This window comes from Pseudoduganella flava, assembly GCF_007830495.1.
GTDB classification, from domain to species: domain Bacteria; phylum Pseudomonadota; class Gammaproteobacteria; order Burkholderiales; family Burkholderiaceae_D; genus Rugamonas; species Rugamonas flava.
Genome location: NZ_VLKW01000002.1, coordinates 818,848 through 836,207 on the forward strand (window position 1 = coordinate 818,848; position 17,360 = coordinate 836,207).

Consider the following 17,360-nt stretch of genomic DNA (forward strand, 5'->3'; position numbering starts at 1 on the left):
CGCCGGAGCGCAACTGCCCGCGCCCTGGACGGCATGCCTGGTCGTTGAGAGCTCCCTTTGCACAGCGGCGAATGAGCACGAGCGATGCCGCCGGCGCCGGTGGCCGTCTCCACATGGCCGGCGACGCATCGGGCGCCCCACTGACGGTCGGATGTGCCATGGCTGGCCAGCGGAATGCCTCGTTTTGTTTGTTCTCGCTTCGTTCGTGCCTCGCTTCTTTCACGGAGGCGTCGAACTTTTCTCTTGCGGCGTTGTCCAATCATTTGGCAGCGAGACAAAAGGAGGCGGAATCATGCTGAAGGAGGCGATTGCCGTGCCCCTGCGTATCAACGTGTACTTTGACTTGATGGAGCAGCTTCGCAAGCTTGGCGACGACCGCGATCCTGGGGAAATCGTCGGCGTGGCTGTTCGGCACTGGCTCGCGGCGAATGGGTGTTCGCGGCAGCGTGGCTACCAATGGAAGGAGTTGTTTCTACCGGATGGTGCGGAGCTGCGCTTGCGCTTTCAGGGCGTCGATTATTTTGCGACGGTGGAGGGCGACCGGTTGATGTATGCGGGCGAAAATGTATCGCCAAGGCAGTTCGCATTGATGGTCACCGGCACGAACCGCAATGCCTGGCGCGACATCTGGATACGGCGGGCCGTCAATGAATACTGGGTTCAGGCTTGCCGATGGCGCAGCCGTTATTCCGCGACGTGGCCGTCCCGATTCATCGACCGCCGCCGCCTCGTGCGCCGCAGCGGTGATCTGTAGGCGCAATTCCGCGCGCACGTAATCTGCGCAGCCGGCACGCGCTGAACGCCGTTGCCACAGTGCTGCATGCCGCCCGGGCGGAACGCGGTGCGAGGCCTTGTGCCTGACTCTTCACGGATTGATATGACGGACAGCACACCGCGCGGCGCCACGGAAGCGGACCGCCGGCCGGCGCCGGGTGCGAGCCCACTGGCGTGCATGCGTCGGGCTGGCAGGGAGTCGCGAAATAGCGCATACCTCTGGCTGGAGGACATGCCGGCGCGTGCATGATCGACTGCATCTGGGGCCCGGTATCAATGCGGTTGCCGCAGCGCGCCCGTCGGCGCTCCTTGGGAGGGCGGCGCCGTGACCCGATCCGCGTGCGTCCGTTACGCCGCCTTCAATGCATTGCCACCTGCCGCGTCTCCACGCGGCCGCACAGGCTGCGTCCAGCCGCCATCACGCGTGTCTCCTTCCTGCTTGCCATGCACGCCAGCGCCCCTGCGGCGCTTGAGCCAGTCCTCGTGCGGCCGCTACGCCGCTTCAACGCATGCCACCTGCCGCGTCTCCACGCGGCCGCACAGGCTGCGTCCAGCCGCCATCACCCGTGCCTCCATCCTGCTCGCCACGCACGGCAGCGCCCCTGCGGCGCTTGAGCCAGTCCTCGTGCGGTCGCTACGCGCCTCCAATGCATGCCACCTGCCGCGTCTCCACGCGGCCGCACAGGCAGCGTCCAGCCGCCATCACCCGTGTCTACCTCCTGCTCGCCACGCACGGCAACGCCCCTGGGGCGCTTGAGGCAGTCCGTGTGCGGCCGCTACGCCGCCTTCAACGCATGCCACCTGCCGCGTCTCCACGCGGCCGCACAGGCTGCGTCCAGCCGCCATCACCCGTGCCTCCTTCCTGCTCGCCATGCACGCCAGCGCCCCTGCGGCGCGTGAGCCAAACATCGATGCAAGCCGCGAAAGCAGACCGTTCTGCACATGCATCCGTGCTGAACCCTTTTCCGGCGCACGCCAGCTTCAATGCGAAGCGATATAGGCACTATCAGCCCGCCCCGGCGGCGCAATCGCAAACCGCTCCCGCATCCGCTTCGTCTCCGCGGCCGGCGTCACCCCGAACAGCCGCTTGAACTCGCGGCCGAACTGCGACGCGCTGGTATAGCCGACGGCGCGGCATGCGCCGTCCGCCGTCAGGTCCTGCCGCACCATCAGCAACCTGGCCTGGTGCAGCCGCGCCGACTTCAGATACTGCATCGGCGACGTGCGGGTGATCGCCTTGAAGTGGCTGTGGAAGGACGGCACGCTCATGCCGGCCGCGCGTGCCAGCTGCGCCAGGTCGAGCGGTTCGGCGTAGCGCGCGTGGATCAGCTGCAGCGCGCGGCCGATCTTGCCGTACTGGCCCCGCTGCGCCAGCGCGGCGCGCAGCGGGCCGCCTTGCGGGCCGGTGAGCACGCGGAAGTACAGCTCGCGCAGCAGGCCCGGGGCAAGCACCGCCGCTTCCAGCGGCTGGGCCAGCGCGGCCAGGAAGCGCAACAGCGTCGCGCGCAGCGTGCCGTCGATGCGGCTCGACATCATCGTGCGCGGCGCCTGCACCGGTGGCGGGCCGGCGCGGTCGATGTGCAGCATCAGGTCCGCCGCCAGCGCGAAATCGAGGTGCAGGTACAGCGCCAGCAGGGGGCGCTGCGGCGTCGCATCCGTCTCCATGTCGAACGGCACGGGCACGGAGACGGCCAGGTAGTGCTCCGCATCGTAGACATACACGTCCCCGCCGAAGTACCCGCGCTTGCAACCCTGGCAGACGAACACGATGCCGGGATCGTAGAGCACCGGCGTGCGTGCCAATGGACGATCCGAGCGCAGCATCCGCACGCCGGGCAGCGCGGTGGGGTTGTAGCCCTCGGCCGGCGCCAGTGCGGCGGCCAGGCGGGCCAGCTGTGGGGATGTCATAGTTTTAGGCTAGAAATTCACGGATTCCCGGCTTACGGACCGGCAGGCGCGAGAATAACATGCGCTTCCATCGACAACGGAAGGAGCGCACATGACAACCACATACACAGCACAATCGACAACGCAATCGACAACACAGCGACTGATCCTGATCACCGGCGTCAGCAGCGGTTTCGGCCGCGCACTGGCCCAGGCCGCGCTGGCGGCGGGCCACCGCGTCGTCGGCACCGTCCGCAACGACGCGGCGCGGCGCGACTTCGAGCAGCTGGGCGCGGGCGCCACGGCGCGCATCCTCGACGTCACCGACTTCGCTGCGATCGGCCCTGTCGTCGCGGGCATCGAAGCGGACATCGGCCCGATCGACGTCCTCGTCAACAATGCCGGTTACGGGCACGAAGGCATCCTGGAAGAGTCGCCGCTGGACGAGATGCGCCGACAGTTCGACGTGAACGTGTTCGGCGCGGTGGCGTTGATGAAGGCCGTGCTGCCGTCCATGCGCATGCGCCGGCGCGGACGCATCCTGAACATCACGTCGATGGGCGGGCACATCACGATGCCGGGCATCGCGTACTACTGCGGCAGCAAGTTCGCGCTGGAAGGGATTTCGGCGGCGCTGGACCAGGAGGTGCGCCCGCTCGGCATCGCCGTGACGGCCGTCGCTCCCGGCTCGTTTCGCACCGACTGGGCGGGCAGGTCGATGCGCCGCTCACCGCGCGCGATCGCCGATTACGACGCGCTGTTCGAACCGGTGCGCCAGGCCCGCATCGAGAAGAGCGGCAAGCAGCTGGGCGATCCCGCCAAGGCCGCGCAGGCGATGCTCAAGCTGATCGAGGCCGACGATCCGCCGGCCCACCTGCTGCTGGGCAGCGATGCATTGCGCCTCGTGCGCGGCAGGCTCGCCGCGTTTTCGACGCAGCTTGAAAAATGGGAAGCGTTGACGCTGTCGACGGACGGTTGACCCGCGCGCGTCAGGTGCGCTCGTCCGCCGGCGGCACGAGCCCCGTCAACAGCCAGACGCGCGATGCTTCGTCATACGCGGCGCGGTGGGATGGATGTTCGGCCAGCCAGGCCGCCAGTGCCGCGCTGCCCGTTGTATCGAGCGGCTGTTCCTGCGCGCGCAGCAGCCAGTCGAGCGCCTGCTGCCAGGCGCGATCGTCGTATCGATCGTTGGAGTCTGTCATGAAGATGTCGATGAGTGCCGATGAGTCGTGAAAATGGTTTTGCGTCGGCATTGTATCGGACGGAACGACTCCTTCAGCGTTCGGCGCGGCGCAGCGCACCCGCGCAATGCGTCAGCGCGTCGCGGATCATGAAGTTGACGAGGGTGATCGAGACGCCGAGCCGGTCGGCGATCTCGCGCTGCGTCAGACCGTTGAAGCGGTGCAGCTCGAACGCCTGGCGGGTGCGGTCGGGCAGCGTCCCCAGCGCGTCCGCGACGATGCGCAAGTCCTGCCGCGTCACCGTCACCGATTCGGGCGTGCCGCCGGCGGCCGGCACCTGCTCGCCATCTTCCTCGCCGACGAAGACGCGGGCTTCCAGGGCGGCGCGGCGGTGTGCGTCGATCGCCAGGTTGCGCACCATCTGGAACAGGTAGGCCAGCGGTTGCGCGGCCTCGAACACGTGGGCCGCTTCCGACAGCTTCAGGTACGTGTCCTGCACCACGTCCTGCGCCCACTCGATATTGCCGAGCACCTTGTACGCGGCGCGCTGCAACTGCGCACGGTGCTCGACGAACAGCGCACACCAATCCATCCGCTCCTTGACCGATTCCATGCAAACCCTTCAGCTCAACGTATCAGGAAGGCCGCGGCGGTGGCCAAGGCTCACCGCGCGGTCCACAGGCGCTTGTCGCGTGAAAGATTCTAGTCAATTTGCTAAGCAAACGCAATAGGAATGATTCTCATTCTCACTGCGGTTGCACGTGAATGGAAACGATGTGCGCACTGCGCTCAGCGGTTCACCTTACCCGCCAGCGTGAGGTTGCCCGATGCGACCTTGAACACGTCGACGACGCACAGCAGCGGGTCGTGCACGCTGGCGTTCACGCGCAGCGCGGCCGTCACGCCGTCGAAGCCCGCCGCCTGCACGGCGCCGATGTCGTCGAACGGCACGCGCACTTCCAGGCTTTCGCCGTTGAACACGGGGCTGTAGCCGGGGCTGTCGATCAACAGCGGCAGGCCGGGCCACGTCTTCGGCAGCTTCGGCTTCGCGCCGGGCGCAATGTCGACGACCTTCAACGCACCTTTGCCGCAGGCGTCGTCCTGCTTCAGCACGACCCAGTGCGAGTGCCACAGGTCGCCGTCGTTGGCCAGGTCGCCGTCGCCGTTCTCGTCGTACAGCGGCGTGTCGTCGAAATCGGGGTGCGATGTGACGGCGAATGCCAGGATGCCGGCGCCCTGGTCGAAGCCGACCGCGGACGGATCGATCGTTGTCGGCCACACGTACGAAAACACGGTGCTGCCGGCCAGCTTGCCGACTTTCGATGGCCGCGACGCCCCGGCCTTGCCGGCCACGGCGATGTGGAACACGGCCAGGTTGCCCTGGGTCGTGATCTTGGTGTGGACGATGTCGAACGCGGGTGCGGCATCCGCCTTGGCGGCGCTGGCGATGCCGCCGCTGTGGGCGCGGTGCGCCGCATGGCCCGGGTCGGCGAGGGCGGCGCAGGTGGTGGCCGCAAGGATCAGGACTGCCAGGGGTTTGACGAGGTTCATGTGTTTTCCTTTGAAGTGGTGCGCCGTTGCGGGCGCGCGGTTGTTCGTTCGTTGTTCGTTCGTTGTTGATTCGTCGTTCATTCGTACAGCCGGCGCGCCCAGTCCTCGATGCGGCCCGTTTCGGTGCGGCGCGCGAAGGTCGCGCGCCAGTTCGGTGCCAGCGGCGCCAGCAGGCTCGCCGCGCGCCACTCGCCGTGCAGCGCCGGCGCATCGCGGTCGGCGGTGAACAGCGCGGCGATCAGCCGCGCCAGCGGCCAGGCGGGGCAGGGGCGCTCCACCAGCACGATCGGGTCGTGCCGCGCGAGCAGGCCTTCCTCCAGCACGCGGTAGTACCAGCCGGTGCAGCCGGCCGTCTGCATCGCCAGCGCGGCGTCGCCGCTGCCGAGCCGGCGGTTCAGCCGCCAGCACGGCTGCCGGCCCTGCGACACCTGGACCAGTGCACCGCCGATCCGGTACACGTCGCCGATACACACCGTGGCCTCCGTCATGCCGGCGGTCGAGACGTTCTCGCCGAACGCGCCCGCCGCCAGCGGCACGGGGCTGTCCGGATAGAGCGTGCGCCACAGCGGGTAGTGCTCGGCGGCGTAGTGGTGCAACGCCTTCTCGGGGCCGCCGTGCCATGCGCGATCGCCCTGTTCGTCGCCATCCAGGCCTGTTGCCGTCAACCGCACCGGCCCGGCGAGCGGCAGCTTGGCGATGCCGCTCGCTACGTCCGGATGGCCGGGCCGGGAAAGCGGCCGCGCCGGGCCGGCGAACAGCTGGTCGATCCGCGCCGTCATCGCAGGTCCGCCAGCCAGGCACGCAGCAACCGCTGGCCGGCCTGTGCCAGCGCCGGGCCATGGCGCCGCGTGTCGTCGCGCAGTGCCTGCAGGTCGCTGCCCGCATGCGCCAGTTCGACCGCGTGGCCAGCCAGCCATTCCTCCAGCGCGGCGGCATCGAACTCGCCGTGGAACTGCACTGCCAGCGCATGGCCGCCTGCCTGGAATGCCTGGCATGGCGTACCGGGTGTCGCGGCCAGTGCCGGCACGCCGGGCGGCGGGACGATGTTGTCGCCATGCCAGTGCAGCACGGGTACGCCGCGCAGCGCCCCCAGCGGGCCGGCAGCAGCGGGCAGTTCCAGCGCCGACCAGCCGATCTCCATCGGGCCCGTGCGCCGTCCGACGCTGCCGCCCAGCGCCACGGCGATCAGCTGCGCGCCGAGGCAGATGCCGAGGGTAGGGCGGTGCAGGGCGAGGCGCCGCCGCAGGCCGTGCAGCTCGGCCGTAAGCCATGGATACGCGGCCGTGTCGTTGACGCCCAGCGGCCCGCCCAGCACGACGACGAGATCGGTGGCGATCCATTCGTCGTCGGTCAGCGGCGCCGCGCCGGCGTGGCGGTAGGCGATCTCGTAGCCCATCTCCCGCAGCGGCGCGGCAAACGTGCCAAGGTCCTCGAAGCGCACGTGGTACAGGGCGATGCATTTCATCGGCGGTCCTCCATTATCGATGGCCGCGTCATTGCGCACCGAGCTTCACGCGGGGGAAATCGACCGGCACGTCGAACGCCACGTTCACGTAGTTCGTGAACAGGTTCAACGCCACGTGGGCCATGATTTCCATGATCTCGCCGTCGCCGAAGCCGGCCTGGCGCAACGCGTCGACATCGGCCGCGCCGATCTGCGCGCGCTCGCGGACGACAGCGGTGGCGAAGCGCAGCGCGGCGGCCGTTTTCGGCTCGTCCGCCTGGCCCGCCTGCGCGGCGCTCATCTCCGCGGCGCTGGCACCGGCCTTGCGGCCCAGCGCCGTGTGCGCGGCCAGGCAATATTCGCAGCGATTCACGTCGGCGATCGCCACCGCGATCTGCTCGCCGAGTTTGGCGCCCAGCGTGCCGCCGTGCAGCGCGCCGAAGGCGGCCCACATGCTGGAGAGCGCCGCCGGCGAGTTGGCCACGGCGCGGAACATGTTCGGCGTGGCGCCGAACGCGGCCTGCACCTGTTCCAGCAGTTGGCGGGAGGCGCCGGTGGCGTTTTCGCGGGACAGCAGTTCGATACGGGACATGGTGTTTCCTTTCGTTTTACGTTACGGCCAGGGATTGGATGCAGCGGCCGGCCACGCACGCTACATCATTTAAAGTAGGAGTCCTAAATATTTAGGTCAAAAAAAATGTCAGGCAAACGCCTCCCAGTTGCGCCGCTCCGTCACGGGATCGGTCGGCTCCTGCTCGGCGCAATCGATGCGCAGAAACGCGATCGGCAGCGGTGCCTTCACCAGCGCGCAGTGATGCGGTGCCGCGCTGCCCGGGAACTTGTTCGCCTCGAAGAAGCGGCACGACAGGCAAGCCCGCAATGCGGGGAACCGCTCGCTCTTCTGCAACTGCGCGATCAGCTTGAACAGGCCGACCAGCATCTGTTCCTGCACGGCGCGATTCAGCCTGGCCGCCGCATCGTCCGCGAAGCCCAGCGCCTGCGCCATCCGTTCTACCAGCGCCTTGCCCTGGTCGGTCAGCCACAGCGCGGTAGCGCGCTTGTCGTCCTCGGCGCGGTCCTTGCGCACCAGGCCCTTGGTGACGAGCGCGGCGACCGAGTCGCTGGCGCTGGCCGGCGACACGGACAGCTGCGTGGCCAGCCACGACAGCCGGACGCCGTGCGTGCGGTCCTTCAGCAGCTGCAGGATCTCCGCCTGGGCCGGGTTCAGGTTTTCCGCGGTGGCGAACTCCCACATGCCCGCCCGCAGCACGCTCGCGACACGACCGATCGCGACGATAATGCGGGCGGAGATGTCCGGCGTGCCGTCCCACGGGGTTTCCGATGTGATCTCCATGCACGCATCATAGCATGGAAAAGGAATTGGTCAAGAGTCCTAAGTAAATTCCTCGGATGTGTGTTGGCGCAGGTGCGGCAAGTCAGGCGGCGGCCCGGGTGTCGGGAGGCCGGACGGCATCCTGGCCATCGCGGGCAGGCGGAGCGGCCTTGCCCCTGCGCGGCCGGGACAGGCCCATCACACGGATGCGGCGGCGCCGGTCCCCCATCAATGCGCGCAGCGTGTCGACAGGCACGCCGCTTACTTCCTGCATCTGCATCAGCATCGTTGCCGTCACGGGAATGCGGCGCCGGCGCAGCTGGCAGAGGACGTCGGCGCTGAGCCCCAGCGCCTTGGCCAATTGTTTGTCTGAGCGGACGCGCAATTCCTGGCTCAGCCGGTCAAGCAGCTTGTCCGGCGCAAAAATCTTCTCCATATCGAACCGTTCTTCGTTGCTTCTTTTGAAGGCCGAAATTCTAGCGCAGCGGCGCGGTTTGCTCATGCACGGCAGAGCGTGTCCAACTCACAACCATAAATGATGAAATTGATTATTCCTGTTGACGTATGGTAACTGCTGCGGCATGATGGTTTCCACAATCGTCAATATCATCATTTCGCTCCCGTCCCCGCCCCCGCCGCGGAGCTGTTTGATCCGGAGGGAATCATGTTGGAATACCTGAAGAAGATCGACAGCGCGCAATTGCGGCCCGGCATGTATGTGCACGACCTCAGCTGCGACTGGATGACCCACCCATTCGTGCGCAACCGCTTCGTCGTTGGTGCCGACGAGATCAGGAAGATCGTCGACGCGGGCATCCACGATGTCGTCATCGACACGCGGCGCGGCGGCGACGTGCCGCAAGCGCCCGGTGTCGAACAAGCCGCGGCGGCGGTCGAGACGGCGGTGCAGGAGATCGCCCGCGAAGCACCCGTGCGGACCAGCTACCGCGACGAATACGAGCGCGCCGTCAAGATACGCGACCAGGCCGTGAACGTCGTGCGCGACGTGATGGCGGACGTTCGGCTGGGGAAGGCGGTGGCCATCGGGCAGGTGACGCCGGTGGTGCAGGACATTACCGAATCGATCCTGCGCAATCCGGGCGCGCTGCTCGGCCTGCTGCGCATCAAGAACAAGGACGACTACACGTTCCTGCACTCGGTCAGCGTGTGCACGCTGCTGGTCGCGTTCTGCCACCACCGCGGCATGGATGCCGAGACGGTGCGCCAGGCCGGCATCGGCGGCCTGCTGCACGACGCGGGCAAGGCCGCGATCCCGCTCGAGATCCTGAACAAGCCGGGCAAGCTGACGGACGAGGAGTTCGCCGTGATCCGCACGCATCCGCAAGTCGGCCACGACCTGCTGAAGCAAAGCGGCATGGTCGGCCCGATCCCGCTGGATATCGCGCTGCACCACCACGAACGCTGCGACGGCACCGGCTACCCGCGCCGGCTGCGCGACGAACAGATAAGCGACCTGGCGCAGATGGCCGCCATCGTCGACGTGTACGACGCGCTGACGTCCGAGCGCTGCTATCACGAGGCGATGCCGGCGGCGCTGGCGCTGCGCAAGCTGTACGAGTGGAGCAAGTTCCACTTCCGGCCCGCGCTGGTGCAGGACTTCATGCGCTGCATCGGCATCTACCCGGCCGGCACGCTGGTGCAGCTGGCATCGGGCCGGCTGGGCGTCGTGTACGAACCGAATCCCGGCAAGCCGCTGCTGCCGAAGGTGAACGTGTTCTTCAACATCCGCACCAACGTCTACATCCGGCCGGAAGTGGTGGACCTCGCGCTGCCGCGCTTTGCCGAGTCGGAGCGGATCGTCAGCCACGAGTCGCCGAAGAAGTGGAACGTGGAGCCGCTGCGGTTCATGCCCGCCTGAGCGAAAACAGGGTAACTTTGTTCAATACGGCCGCGCCGCCGCGGCCTATCGTGGCGCTTCCGATTCATCTTCAGGGAAGCGCACTCCATGTCACTCTATCTCTCGATGGCCGCGTTCGCGCTGGCCTCCTCGATCTCGCCCGGCCCCGTCAACGTCGTCGCGCTGTCCGCCGGCGCGCGGCACGGGCTCGCGGCAACGCTGCGCCACGTCAGCGGCGCCACCGTCGGTTTTACGTTGCTGCTGCTGTTGACGGGCCTGGGCCTGCATGAGCTGATGCGGCAGGCGCCGCACACGATCACGGCGGTCCGCTGGGCCGGCGTCGCGTTCCTGCTGTACCTCGCCTGGAAGCTGGCGCGCGACGACGGCACCTTGCCGCAGGACGCGCACGTGGCCGGTCCTGCATGGTGGACGGGCGCCGCGATGCAGTGGCTGAACCCGAAGGCATGGCTGGCCGCCGTGTCGGGCATGGGCGCGTTCGTCGCCGACGGCGATGCGCGGCTCGTGTGGGAATTCGCGGCGATCTACTTCATCGTCTGCTACCTGTCGATCGCCAGCTGGGCCTGGGCCGGGGCCGCGCTGCGCGAGCACCTGCGCGACCCAGCCAGGATCCGGTTGTTCAACCGGGCGATGGCGGCGCTGCTGGCGGCGAGTGCGGTGTGGCTGGTGGCGCACTAGCGGCGTATTGGCGGGAGCGATACTGCCCCGGCGTCGCCGCCACATGCTGCTTGAACGTGCGCTGCATATGGGCCTGGTCGGCGAACCCCGCCAGCAATGCGGCATCCGCGATCGGGTGGCCGCGCTTGAGCAGGCCGCGGCAGTATTCGATGCGGCGGTTGACGAGCCATGCGTGCGGCGTCATGCCGTAGCGGGCCTTGAAGGCGCGGATCAGGTATGACGGCGACAGCCCGGCGGCCGCGCAGATGTCGTCCAGCGTGAGCGCGTGCATGCAATTGTCGGCGATGTATTCGGCCGCACGGCGCAGCGGCGCGCCCGGCTCGTTGCGCGGGGTGGAAGTCGGCTGCACAGCGGGCTGCAACACGTCGTGCATGCCAGTGAAAAAAGCGACGGCAGCCTGCTGCTTCGCCAGCGGGTCCGCGTGCCGGCCGGTGCACGTCGCGTACAGCGCCGCCAGCCCCGCGGACAGCGCCGGCGCATGGCTGACGATGGCGACATAGGGCTGCAGGTCGTCGTGGCGATGCAGGCCCACGTCGCGTTGAACGCCGGCCAACCAGCGGCTGTCGACGTAGAACATGCGGTAGGCCCACGGCGTGTCGCCGAGCGGATTGCAGGCGTGGACGTCGCCGGGGTTCATCAGCACCACCGCGCCGGCGCGCACGTGCTCGCGCGACTTCCCGTTCACGTAGATGCTTTCGCCGCCCGTCACGAGGCCGATCGAGAACGTGTCGTGCGCATGCTTGCCGTAGCGGACGGCGCGGCCGTCGTCGATGGCGCGCGCTTCCAGCCAGGGCAGGGCGGGGTCGTGCCAGAAGGTGGGGATGGCGCGGCTGTTCATCGGATGCGATCGGTTCGGGACACGCTGCATGATCGCAGTTTTCCGGCGCGGGCGCTAGCGTGCGGCTTCGCCCAGCAGCCACGCGCGGAACGCGGCCAGCCGCGGCAGGCTCGCGCACTCGGGCCGGTAGACGATGTAATAGGCCAGCGGCGACGGGTAGTCCAGCTCGGGGAACAGGCGTACCAGCCGGCCAGCAGCCAGGTCGTCGCGCGCCATCACGCTGCGCGCCAGCGCGATGCCGTGGCCGTCGATCGCGGCCTGCAGCACGGCGGCCGAGTTATTGATCTTCATGCCGCGGGTGGGCGGAACGTCCGTCACGCCGGCATGGCGCAGCCACGTGTCCCAGGTGGGAAAGCCCGCGAAGCTGTCCATCGGCATGTCGTGGATCAGCGTTTCGCGGGCCAGGTCGCGCGGCTTGCGCAGGCGCGCGCGGCCGCGCAGCAGCGCCGGCGAACACACCGGATAGATATCCTCTTCCATCAGCTTCTCGGCCGCCAGCCCGGGCCAGTGGCCGGCGCCGTAGCGCACGCCGATGTCGATGCGCTGCGCGAGGAAGTCCACCGGCTTCTGGTTCGTTTCCAGGTGCACGTCCAGGTCCGGGCACGCGGCCTGGAAGCGGTCGATGCGCGGCAGCAGCCACTTCGCCGCGAACGCGGGGCTGACCGTCACCGTCAGCGTGCCGTTCGTGCCGCCTTCCCTGAGCCGCTCCAGGCCCAGTGCCAGCCGGTCGAAGCCGGCGCGGATGTCGGGCAGCGCGCGCTCGGCCGTCTCGGTGGCGACGAGCCGCGCGCGGCCGCTGGCGCCGCGGTGAAACAGCGGCGTGCCGAGCCAGTCCTCCAGCGTGCGCACGAGCTGGCCGACGGCGGCCGGCGTCACGTGCAGCTCTTCGGCAGCCTTGGCAAAGCTCTGGTGGCGCGCACTGGCCTCGAAGGCGCGCAGGGCGTTCAGGTACGGTGTCGTCATCGTCGTGGTAAAGATTTTCTTTCGATACCCGACACTTTAACTCGTTTGTGCCACGCCCGCCGATCGTGAAGAATGGCGGTCATGTCAGGTGCCGGCGCGGTGCTGGTACCGATAAGTTTTTCTTCACTGAATGTGAAGTGACGATATGAGGAATGCAATGAACAAGCGATTTGAAGGCAAGAAGCTGCTGGTAGTCGGCGGCACGAGCGGCATGGGGTTGGAGACGGCGCGGATGGTGCTGGCCGAAGGTGGCAAGGCGATCGTCGTGGGCCACCGTGCCGACAAGGTCGACGCGGCGCGCCGCGAACTGGCGCCGCTGGGCGAAGTCGATGCGCTGACGGCGGACCTGTCCAGCGATGCGGGCGTGGCGGCACTGCTGGGCGAGATCGGCGCACGCCATGGCGACATCGACCTGCTCGTCAATGCGGCAGGCGTATTCTTCCCGAAGCCGTTCCTGGAGCACGGCGAGGCCGACTACGAGCAGTACATGAAGCTGAACAAGGCGTTCTTCTTCATCACGCAGAAGGTCGCGGCAAACATGGTGGCCGCCGGGCGGCCGGGCGCGATCGTCAACATCGGTTCGATGTGGGCGAAGCAGGCGATCGCCGCCACGCCGTCGTCCGCGTACTCGATGGCCAAGGCCGGCCTGCACGCGCTGACGCAGCACCTGGCGATGGAGCTGGCGCCGCACCGCATCCGCGTCAACGCGGTGTCGCCGGCCGTCGTGCAGACGCCGATCTACGAAGGCTTCATTCCGAAAGCGGAAGTGGACGCGGCGCTGCAGGGCTTCAACGGCTTCCACCCGATCGGCCGCGTGGGCACGCCGCGCGACGTGGCCGAAACGATCGCCTTCCTGCTGTCCGAGCAGGCCGGCTGGGTGACGGGCGCGATCTGGGACGTGGATGGCGGCGTGATGGCCGGCCGTAATTGAAATCACGGAGGAATACACCATGATGCATGACTGGAACACCTACCGTACCGCGCTGCTGGAGCGCGTGGGCGAACTGGGGCAACGCAGCCCGGATGTGCTGCGCGGCCTGGCCACGATCGACAACGCGGCCGCGCGCACGGGGCGCCTGGAGCCCAAGGTCCATGAACTGATCGCCCTGGCCGTCGCCGTGACGACCCGCTGCGACGGCTGCATTGCCGTGCACACGAAGAAGGCGGCGGAACATGGCGCCACGGTGGACGAGATCACCGAGGCGCTGGGCGTGGCGATCGCGCTGAACGCGGGAGCGGCGCTGACCTACTCGGCCCGCGTGCTGGAAGCGCACTCGCAACTGCCCTCCGCCTGACGAGGCGGCAAACGCCGGCCGCCAGCGTGCGGCCGGCAATTCGTTCGAACAGGAGGACACGATGCTCGTCAATGCCGATTTCACCCGGCGCGCCGTCGTCGCGCCAGCGGACCACGTGTGGGTCGCGTCGCCGCAAGCCGGCGTCGAGCGCGTGATGCTGGACCGGCTGGGTGGCGAGAACGCCCGCGCCACCAGCCTCGTACGCTACGCGCCCGGATCGCACTTCCCTGCGCACGCCCATCCCGGCGGCGAGGAAATCCTCGTGCTGGAAGGGACCTTTTCCGAAGGCGGGCAGCATTTCCCGGCCGGCTGGTACCTGCGCAATCCGCCCGGGTCCGGCCACGCACCGTCCAGCGCGATCGGCGCGCTGCTGTTCGTCAAGCTGCGGCAGATGGCGGCGGACGAGCGGGACGCGGTGCGCGTCGATACGCGGCAGGCCAGCGCCTGGCGATGGGAAGCGGGGCGGGAGATCTGCCCACTTTTTGCGGGCGTGGCCGAGCAGGTCAGCCTGCAACGACTGCCGCCGCACACGCCGCTCTTTGCGGCACCGGTGGCGGGCGCCGAAGTGCTGGTGCTGGATGGCGCGATCGACGCGGCAGGCCAGCGCTGGGAACGGGGCACGTGGATACGCCTGCCGCCTGGCCGGCACGCCGCGTTGGCCGCGGCGGAGCAGGGCACGACCATTTATCTGAAGACCGGCCACCTGGCCGCCGCCACCAAGGAGGAACACGGATGCGCAGCACAAGCATCGCCATCGTCGGCGCGGGACTGAGCGGCCTGTATGCAGCCACCCTGCTGGAGCGGCGCGGTATCGATTACATGCTGATCGAGGCGCGCGCGATACCCGGCGGGCGCATCGCGTCAGCATCGCATGGGCCGGACCGGTTCGACCTCGGCGCCACGTGGTTCTGGCCCGATCACCAGCCCGAGTTGGACCGGCTCGTGCGTGAGCTTGGACTGCAGCGCTTCCGGCAACCCGAAGCGGGCGACCTGCTGCTGGAGCGCTCGCCCCATGCGGCACCGGAACGGGTGCGCGGCTTTGCCAGCGTGCCCCCGTCGATGCGCCTGGCCGGCGGCATGACGGCACTGGTCGACGCGCTGCGTGGACGCATCGATGCGCGGCGCATCGTCACCGGCCAAACCGTGCTCCGGCTGCGCGCGCTGGACGACTGCGTGGCGATCGAGACGGCCGAAGTCGCATGGCACGCCGGCCACGTGCTGTTGGCGCTGCCGCCCCGCTTGCTGATCGAACGCGTGGCGTGCGAGCCGGCGCTGCCGCCGGCGCTGGGCCGGCAGTGGCAACGGACGGCCACGTGGATGGCGCCCCATGCGAAATATGTGGCTGTCTACGACGAACCGTTCTGGCGCGCAGAAGGGCTGTCCGGCGGGGCGCGCAGCGCGTGCGGGCCTCTGGCCGAGATCCACGATGCGTCCACTCCCGGCTGCAGCGGCGCGCTGTTCGGCTTCTTCGGCTTGCCGGCTGCCGGCAGGCGCGCGATCGACCCTGACCAGCTGCGCGCGCAATGCCGCGCCCAGCTCGGGGGGCTGTTCGGTGCGCGGGCTGCGCTGCCGGTTGCGGACTTCATCCAGGACTGGGCGGTGGACCCGCACACGGCAACCGCTGACGACCTGCAAGGGGCCGCGGCGCACGCCGCCGCACCGCCGGCCACCGCGCCGTCCGGCCCGTGGCATGGCCGCATCACGGGCATCGCCAGCGAGTGGTCGCCCCATTTTCCCGGCTACCTGGCCGGCGCGATCGAGGCCGCCGCGCTGGGCGTCGCCAATCTTTCAACCACGGAGAGCACATGCGGCAGATGACTTATCGGGCGATGCAGATCGCCAGGCCGGGCGAGGTGGAACTGGTCGAGCGGAGCGTACCCGTGCCGGGCCCCGGCGAGGTGTTGATCGCGGTCGAGGCGTGCGGCGTTTGCGGCGCCGATGTGGCGGATGTCGACAGCGCGCCGCCGCCGCGTGTGCCCGGTCACGAGGTGGTCGGCAGGATCGTCGCGCTGGGTGCCGGCGTGCCGGCGCTGTGGCAGGCGGGCCAGCGCGTCGGCGTCGGCCGGCTCGGCGGGCATTGCAACGTGTGCCCGCAATGCCGGCAAGGCCGGTTCCAGCTGTGCACCGACCAGCCGTTCGTCGGCAGTACCTGCGATGGCGGCTATGCGGAAATGATGGTGGCGCGCTGCAATGCGCTGGTCGCGATACCGGACGAGCTGGATGCGCACGAAGCGGCACCGATCCTGTGCGCCGGCCTCGCCACGTTCAATGCGCTGCGCAAGTGCGGCGCGCAGGCGGGTGACACGGTCGCCATTGCCGGCATCGGCGGTCTCGGTCACATGGCCGTGCAGTATGCGCGGCGGATGGGCTTCCGGGTGATTGCCGTCGGCCGCGGCACGGCGCCTGCGGACGACGCGCTGGCGCTGGGCGCGCACCGCTACGTCGACACGCACAGCGAGGATGCGGCGGCGGTATTGCAAAGTTTGGGCGGTGCGCAAGCCATCGTCAGCACGATGGGTACAGCCGCTGCGCTTGCGCCGCTGCTGGCCGGTCTGGCGCCAACGGGGCGGCTCGTGCTGCTGGGCGCCGGCAAGGAGCCGCTGCCGGTCGCGCCGGGCCAGCTGGTCGTCGGCGAACGGCAGGTGATCGGGTCGATCACGGGCTCTCCGTACGACAATGAACGTACGCTGGACTTCAGTGTGCTGGCCGGGGTGCGGCCGATGATCGAGACGATGCCGCTGGAGCGGGCCAGCGAGGCGCTGGCCCGCATCCGCGCGGGCACGCCGCGCTATCGCATCGTGCTGACGATGACGCACGCCGTGCAGCCGCGCTGACACGGCCGCGGGCCTGCGGGCGGGCTTGCCGGGCAGGCTTACTCGTCGAAATCCTCGGCCAGGTTCTTCCAGCCGCGGCTCTTGGCGAACGTTGCGAATTCCTCCGGCGCTTCCAGCACGATCAGCCGCGCTTCCTGCAGGCCGGGGTCGCCCAGGCCGAAGTCCGGGCCTTTGTAGCCGAGTGAGCGCAGCCGTTCGACGATCTGGCGCAGCAGCGCCGGGTCCTTGTTCGCGCCGGCCAGCGGCTTGGCGAAGTCCACGTACACGTCGATGATGCCGTAGCCTTCGTCGAAGATGCGGATGGCCTTCACGTCGTGCGCCTGGCCGCCGCTGTCGGTGGCCTTGAACGGGCCGGAGAGTTCGATGTCGGAATTCGTAGTCATGCCGGCAGCATAGCAGGTGTGCCGCCGGCGCGCCACGCGGCATGCCGCTACAGCAGGCCAGCCTCGCCGAGTCCGGCCAGCGTCACGTGCCCACCGCACGCCGCGCCGCCCCGCACGGGTTCGGCCGCTTCGATGCCGTCGACAGCTGCGGTACCCCGGCCGTGACAGATCCGCTGGTCGAGCGAATACCGCTGGCCGGCAGCGCGTGACAAGAAGAGGGCACCGCGGCGGTAATGCCGTTCAGTAAAGGCAAACCCTAGACCCGAACCCCCGGGGTCAGACCCGGCGGGTCTGACCCCAGCCTTTGCCGGGGTGAATGCACG

General features: G+C 68.6%; 22 protein-coding genes. 10 read left to right on the forward strand and 12 right to left on the reverse strand.

The features are described 5' to 3' along the window. The first annotated feature begins 292 nt into the window (after positions 1 to 292). Complete coding sequence (locus tag IP92_RS07840; protein ID WP_145873952.1) at positions 293 to 754, forward strand: hypothetical protein; 462 nt, start codon at positions 293 to 295, stop codon at positions 752 to 754. Between the two features lie 1,001 nt (positions 755 to 1,755). Here the strand turns inward: IP92_RS07840 and IP92_RS07845 are convergent. Beyond that, the gene (locus IP92_RS07845; RefSeq protein ID WP_145873953.1) at positions 1,756 to 2,682 is read right to left on the reverse strand and encodes an AraC family transcriptional regulator; all 927 of its coding nucleotides are present in this window, start codon (positions 2,680 to 2,682) and stop codon (positions 1,756 to 1,758) included. Between the two features lie 91 nt (positions 2,683 to 2,773). Here IP92_RS07845 and IP92_RS07850 point away from each other — a divergent pair, with 91 nt between their 5' ends. Continuing rightward, positions 2,774 to 3,640 carry an oxidoreductase gene (locus tag IP92_RS07850; protein WP_145873954.1) on the forward strand — a complete coding sequence of 289 codons (867 nt, stop codon included), beginning with the start codon at positions 2,774 to 2,776 and terminating at the stop codon, positions 3,638 to 3,640. A gap of 10 nt (positions 3,641 to 3,650) precedes the next feature. Here the strand turns inward: IP92_RS07850 and IP92_RS07855 are convergent, their stop codons facing one another. From IP92_RS07855 to IP92_RS07890, 8 genes are all read right to left on the reverse strand, one after another. Continuing rightward, positions 3,651 to 3,863: a FecR/PupR family sigma factor regulator gene (locus IP92_RS07855; protein WP_145873955.1), complete on the reverse strand. Its 213-nt coding sequence runs from the start codon at positions 3,861 to 3,863 to the stop codon at positions 3,651 to 3,653. Positions 3,864 to 3,936: 73 nt separating this feature from the next. Beyond that, positions 3,937 to 4,455 (reverse strand): RNA polymerase factor sigma-70, encoded by a 519-nt coding sequence (locus IP92_RS07860; protein ID WP_145873956.1) that lies wholly within the window; start codon positions 4,453 to 4,455, stop codon positions 3,937 to 3,939. Positions 4,456 to 4,631: 176 nt separating this feature from the next. Further along, positions 4,632 to 5,393: a hypothetical protein gene (locus IP92_RS07865; protein ID WP_229418675.1), complete on the reverse strand. Its 762-nt coding sequence runs from the start codon at positions 5,391 to 5,393 to the stop codon at positions 4,632 to 4,634. Positions 5,394 to 5,470: 77 nt separating this feature from the next. Continuing rightward, positions 5,471 to 6,172, reverse strand: a complete 702-nt coding sequence (locus IP92_RS07870; RefSeq protein WP_145873957.1) for an MOSC domain-containing protein — start codon at positions 6,170 to 6,172, stop codon at positions 5,471 to 5,473. Further along, positions 6,169 to 6,858, reverse strand: coding sequence for a glutamine amidotransferase (locus IP92_RS07875; protein ID WP_145873958.1), 690 nt, complete (start codon positions 6,856 to 6,858; stop codon positions 6,169 to 6,171). The genes IP92_RS07870 and IP92_RS07875 overlap by 4 nt, the downstream gene beginning before the upstream one ends. Positions 6,859 to 6,886: 28 nt before the next feature. After that, positions 6,887 to 7,429 carry a carboxymuconolactone decarboxylase family protein gene (locus IP92_RS07880; RefSeq protein WP_145873959.1) on the reverse strand — a complete coding sequence of 181 codons (543 nt, stop codon included), beginning with the start codon at positions 7,427 to 7,429 and terminating at the stop codon, positions 6,887 to 6,889. Between the two features lie 108 nt (positions 7,430 to 7,537). Beyond that, complete coding sequence (locus IP92_RS07885) at positions 7,538 to 8,191, reverse strand: MarR family winged helix-turn-helix transcriptional regulator (RefSeq protein ID WP_145873960.1); 654 nt, start codon at positions 8,189 to 8,191, stop codon at positions 7,538 to 7,540. Positions 8,192 to 8,273: 82 nt separating this feature from the next. Continuing rightward, positions 8,274 to 8,672 carry a hypothetical protein gene (locus IP92_RS07890; RefSeq protein ID WP_145873961.1) on the reverse strand — a complete coding sequence of 133 codons (399 nt, stop codon included), beginning with the start codon at positions 8,670 to 8,672 and terminating at the stop codon, positions 8,274 to 8,276. 162 nt (positions 8,673 to 8,834) lie between these two features. On the opposite strand from IP92_RS07890, the gene IP92_RS07895 reads away from it, so the two are divergent. After that, entirely contained in the window at positions 8,835 to 10,049 is a 1,215-nt protein-coding gene (locus tag IP92_RS07895) for an HD-GYP domain-containing protein (RefSeq protein WP_145873962.1), read from the forward strand. Positions 10,050 to 10,136: 87 nt separating this feature from the next. Further along, positions 10,137 to 10,724, forward strand: coding sequence for a LysE family translocator (locus IP92_RS07900; RefSeq protein ID WP_145873963.1), 588 nt, complete (start codon positions 10,137 to 10,139; stop codon positions 10,722 to 10,724). On the opposite strand, the gene IP92_RS07905 is transcribed toward IP92_RS07900, so the two are convergent. After that, entirely contained in the window at positions 10,666 to 11,562 is an 897-nt protein-coding gene (locus tag IP92_RS07905; protein WP_145873964.1) for a helix-turn-helix transcriptional regulator, read from the reverse strand. The genes IP92_RS07900 and IP92_RS07905 overlap by 59 nt on opposite strands. A 54-nt stretch (positions 11,563 to 11,616) precedes the next feature. Beyond that, on the reverse strand, positions 11,617 to 12,525 hold the full coding sequence (gene gcvA, locus IP92_RS07910) for a transcriptional regulator GcvA (protein ID WP_145873965.1): 909 nt from the start codon (positions 12,523 to 12,525) through the stop codon (positions 11,617 to 11,619). A 157-nt stretch (positions 12,526 to 12,682) separates the two neighbouring features. Between gcvA and IP92_RS07915 the strand changes: the two genes are divergently transcribed. The 5 genes from IP92_RS07915 to IP92_RS07935 all read left to right on the forward strand — a co-directional run bounded on the left by IP92_RS07915 (position 12,683) and on the right by IP92_RS07935 (position 16,654). Further along, positions 12,683 to 13,456 (forward strand): SDR family NAD(P)-dependent oxidoreductase, encoded by a 774-nt coding sequence (locus IP92_RS07915; RefSeq protein ID WP_145873966.1) that lies wholly within the window; start codon positions 12,683 to 12,685, stop codon positions 13,454 to 13,456. 19 nt (positions 13,457 to 13,475) lie between these two features. Continuing rightward, positions 13,476 to 13,820, forward strand: coding sequence for a carboxymuconolactone decarboxylase family protein (locus IP92_RS07920; protein WP_145873967.1), 345 nt, complete (start codon positions 13,476 to 13,478; stop codon positions 13,818 to 13,820). A 61-nt stretch (positions 13,821 to 13,881) separates the two neighbouring features. Next, positions 13,882 to 14,592, forward strand: coding sequence for a cupin domain-containing protein (locus tag IP92_RS07925; protein WP_145873968.1), 711 nt, complete (start codon positions 13,882 to 13,884; stop codon positions 14,590 to 14,592). After that, positions 14,553 to 15,638: a flavin monoamine oxidase family protein gene (locus IP92_RS07930; RefSeq protein WP_145873969.1), complete on the forward strand. Its 1,086-nt coding sequence runs from the start codon at positions 14,553 to 14,555 to the stop codon at positions 15,636 to 15,638. The genes IP92_RS07925 and IP92_RS07930 overlap by 40 nt, the downstream gene beginning before the upstream one ends. After that, positions 15,626 to 16,654: a zinc-binding dehydrogenase gene (locus IP92_RS07935; protein ID WP_229418676.1), complete on the forward strand. Its 1,029-nt coding sequence runs from the start codon at positions 15,626 to 15,628 to the stop codon at positions 16,652 to 16,654. Before IP92_RS07930 ends, IP92_RS07935 begins: the two co-directional genes overlap by 13 nt. 38 nt (positions 16,655 to 16,692) lie before the next feature. On the opposite strand, the gene IP92_RS07940 is transcribed toward IP92_RS07935, so the two are convergent. Then, entirely contained in the window at positions 16,693 to 17,037 is a 345-nt protein-coding gene (locus IP92_RS07940; protein ID WP_145873970.1) for a hypothetical protein, read from the reverse strand. Positions 17,038 to 17,078: 41 nt separating this feature from the next. On the opposite strand from IP92_RS07940, the gene IP92_RS29850 reads away from it, so the two are divergent. Then, positions 17,079 to 17,246 carry a hypothetical protein gene (locus tag IP92_RS29850; protein WP_158206670.1) on the forward strand — a complete coding sequence of 56 codons (168 nt, stop codon included), beginning with the start codon at positions 17,079 to 17,081 and terminating at the stop codon, positions 17,244 to 17,246. Positions 17,247 to 17,360 lie beyond the last annotated feature (114 nt).

Excerpts from the sequence above, each read along its gene's own strand:
- IP92_RS07840 (WP_145873952.1), top strand. The coding sequence starts at position 293 with ATGCTGAAGGAGGCGATTGCCGTGCCCCTGCGTATCAACGTGTACTTT.
- IP92_RS07845 (WP_145873953.1), bottom strand. The coding sequence starts at position 2,682 with ATGACATCCCCACAGCTGGCCCGCCTGGCCGCCGCACTGGCGCCGGCC.
- IP92_RS07850 (WP_145873954.1), top strand. The coding sequence starts at position 2,774 with ATGACAACCACATACACAGCACAATCGACAACGCAATCGACAACACAG.
- IP92_RS07855 (WP_145873955.1), bottom strand. The coding sequence starts at position 3,863 with ATGACAGACTCCAACGATCGATACGACGATCGCGCCTGGCAGCAGGCG.
- IP92_RS07860 (WP_145873956.1), bottom strand. The coding sequence starts at position 4,455 with ATGGAATCGGTCAAGGAGCGGATGGATTGGTGTGCGCTGTTCGTCGAG.
- IP92_RS07865 (WP_229418675.1), bottom strand. The coding sequence starts at position 5,393 with ATGAACCTCGTCAAACCCCTGGCAGTCCTGATCCTTGCGGCCACCACC.
- IP92_RS07870 (WP_145873957.1), bottom strand. The coding sequence starts at position 6,172 with ATGACGGCGCGGATCGACCAGCTGTTCGCCGGCCCGGCGCGGCCGCTT.
- IP92_RS07875 (WP_145873958.1), bottom strand. The coding sequence starts at position 6,858 with ATGAAATGCATCGCCCTGTACCACGTGCGCTTCGAGGACCTTGGCACG.
- IP92_RS07880 (WP_145873959.1), bottom strand. The coding sequence starts at position 7,429 with ATGTCCCGTATCGAACTGCTGTCCCGCGAAAACGCCACCGGCGCCTCC.
- IP92_RS07885 (WP_145873960.1), bottom strand. The coding sequence starts at position 8,191 with ATGGAGATCACATCGGAAACCCCGTGGGACGGCACGCCGGACATCTCC.
- IP92_RS07890 (WP_145873961.1), bottom strand. The coding sequence starts at position 8,672 with ATGAGCAAACCGCGCCGCTGCGCTAGAATTTCGGCCTTCAAAAGAAGC.
- IP92_RS07895 (WP_145873962.1), top strand. The coding sequence starts at position 8,835 with ATGTTGGAATACCTGAAGAAGATCGACAGCGCGCAATTGCGGCCCGGC.
- IP92_RS07900 (WP_145873963.1), top strand. The coding sequence starts at position 10,137 with ATGTCACTCTATCTCTCGATGGCCGCGTTCGCGCTGGCCTCCTCGATC.
- IP92_RS07905 (WP_145873964.1), bottom strand. The coding sequence starts at position 11,562 with ATGAACAGCCGCGCCATCCCCACCTTCTGGCACGACCCCGCCCTGCCC.
- gcvA (WP_145873965.1), bottom strand. The coding sequence starts at position 12,525 with ATGACGACACCGTACCTGAACGCCCTGCGCGCCTTCGAGGCCAGTGCG.
- IP92_RS07915 (WP_145873966.1), top strand. The coding sequence starts at position 12,683 with ATGAACAAGCGATTTGAAGGCAAGAAGCTGCTGGTAGTCGGCGGCACG.
- IP92_RS07920 (WP_145873967.1), top strand. The coding sequence starts at position 13,476 with ATGATGCATGACTGGAACACCTACCGTACCGCGCTGCTGGAGCGCGTG.
- IP92_RS07925 (WP_145873968.1), top strand. The coding sequence starts at position 13,882 with ATGCTCGTCAATGCCGATTTCACCCGGCGCGCCGTCGTCGCGCCAGCG.
- IP92_RS07930 (WP_145873969.1), top strand. The coding sequence starts at position 14,553 with ATGCGCAGCACAAGCATCGCCATCGTCGGCGCGGGACTGAGCGGCCTG.
- IP92_RS07935 (WP_229418676.1), top strand. The coding sequence starts at position 15,626 with ATGCGGCAGATGACTTATCGGGCGATGCAGATCGCCAGGCCGGGCGAG.
- IP92_RS07940 (WP_145873970.1), bottom strand. The coding sequence starts at position 17,037 with ATGACTACGAATTCCGACATCGAACTCTCCGGCCCGTTCAAGGCCACC.
- IP92_RS29850 (WP_158206670.1), top strand. The coding sequence starts at position 17,079 with ATGCCGCTACAGCAGGCCAGCCTCGCCGAGTCCGGCCAGCGTCACGTG.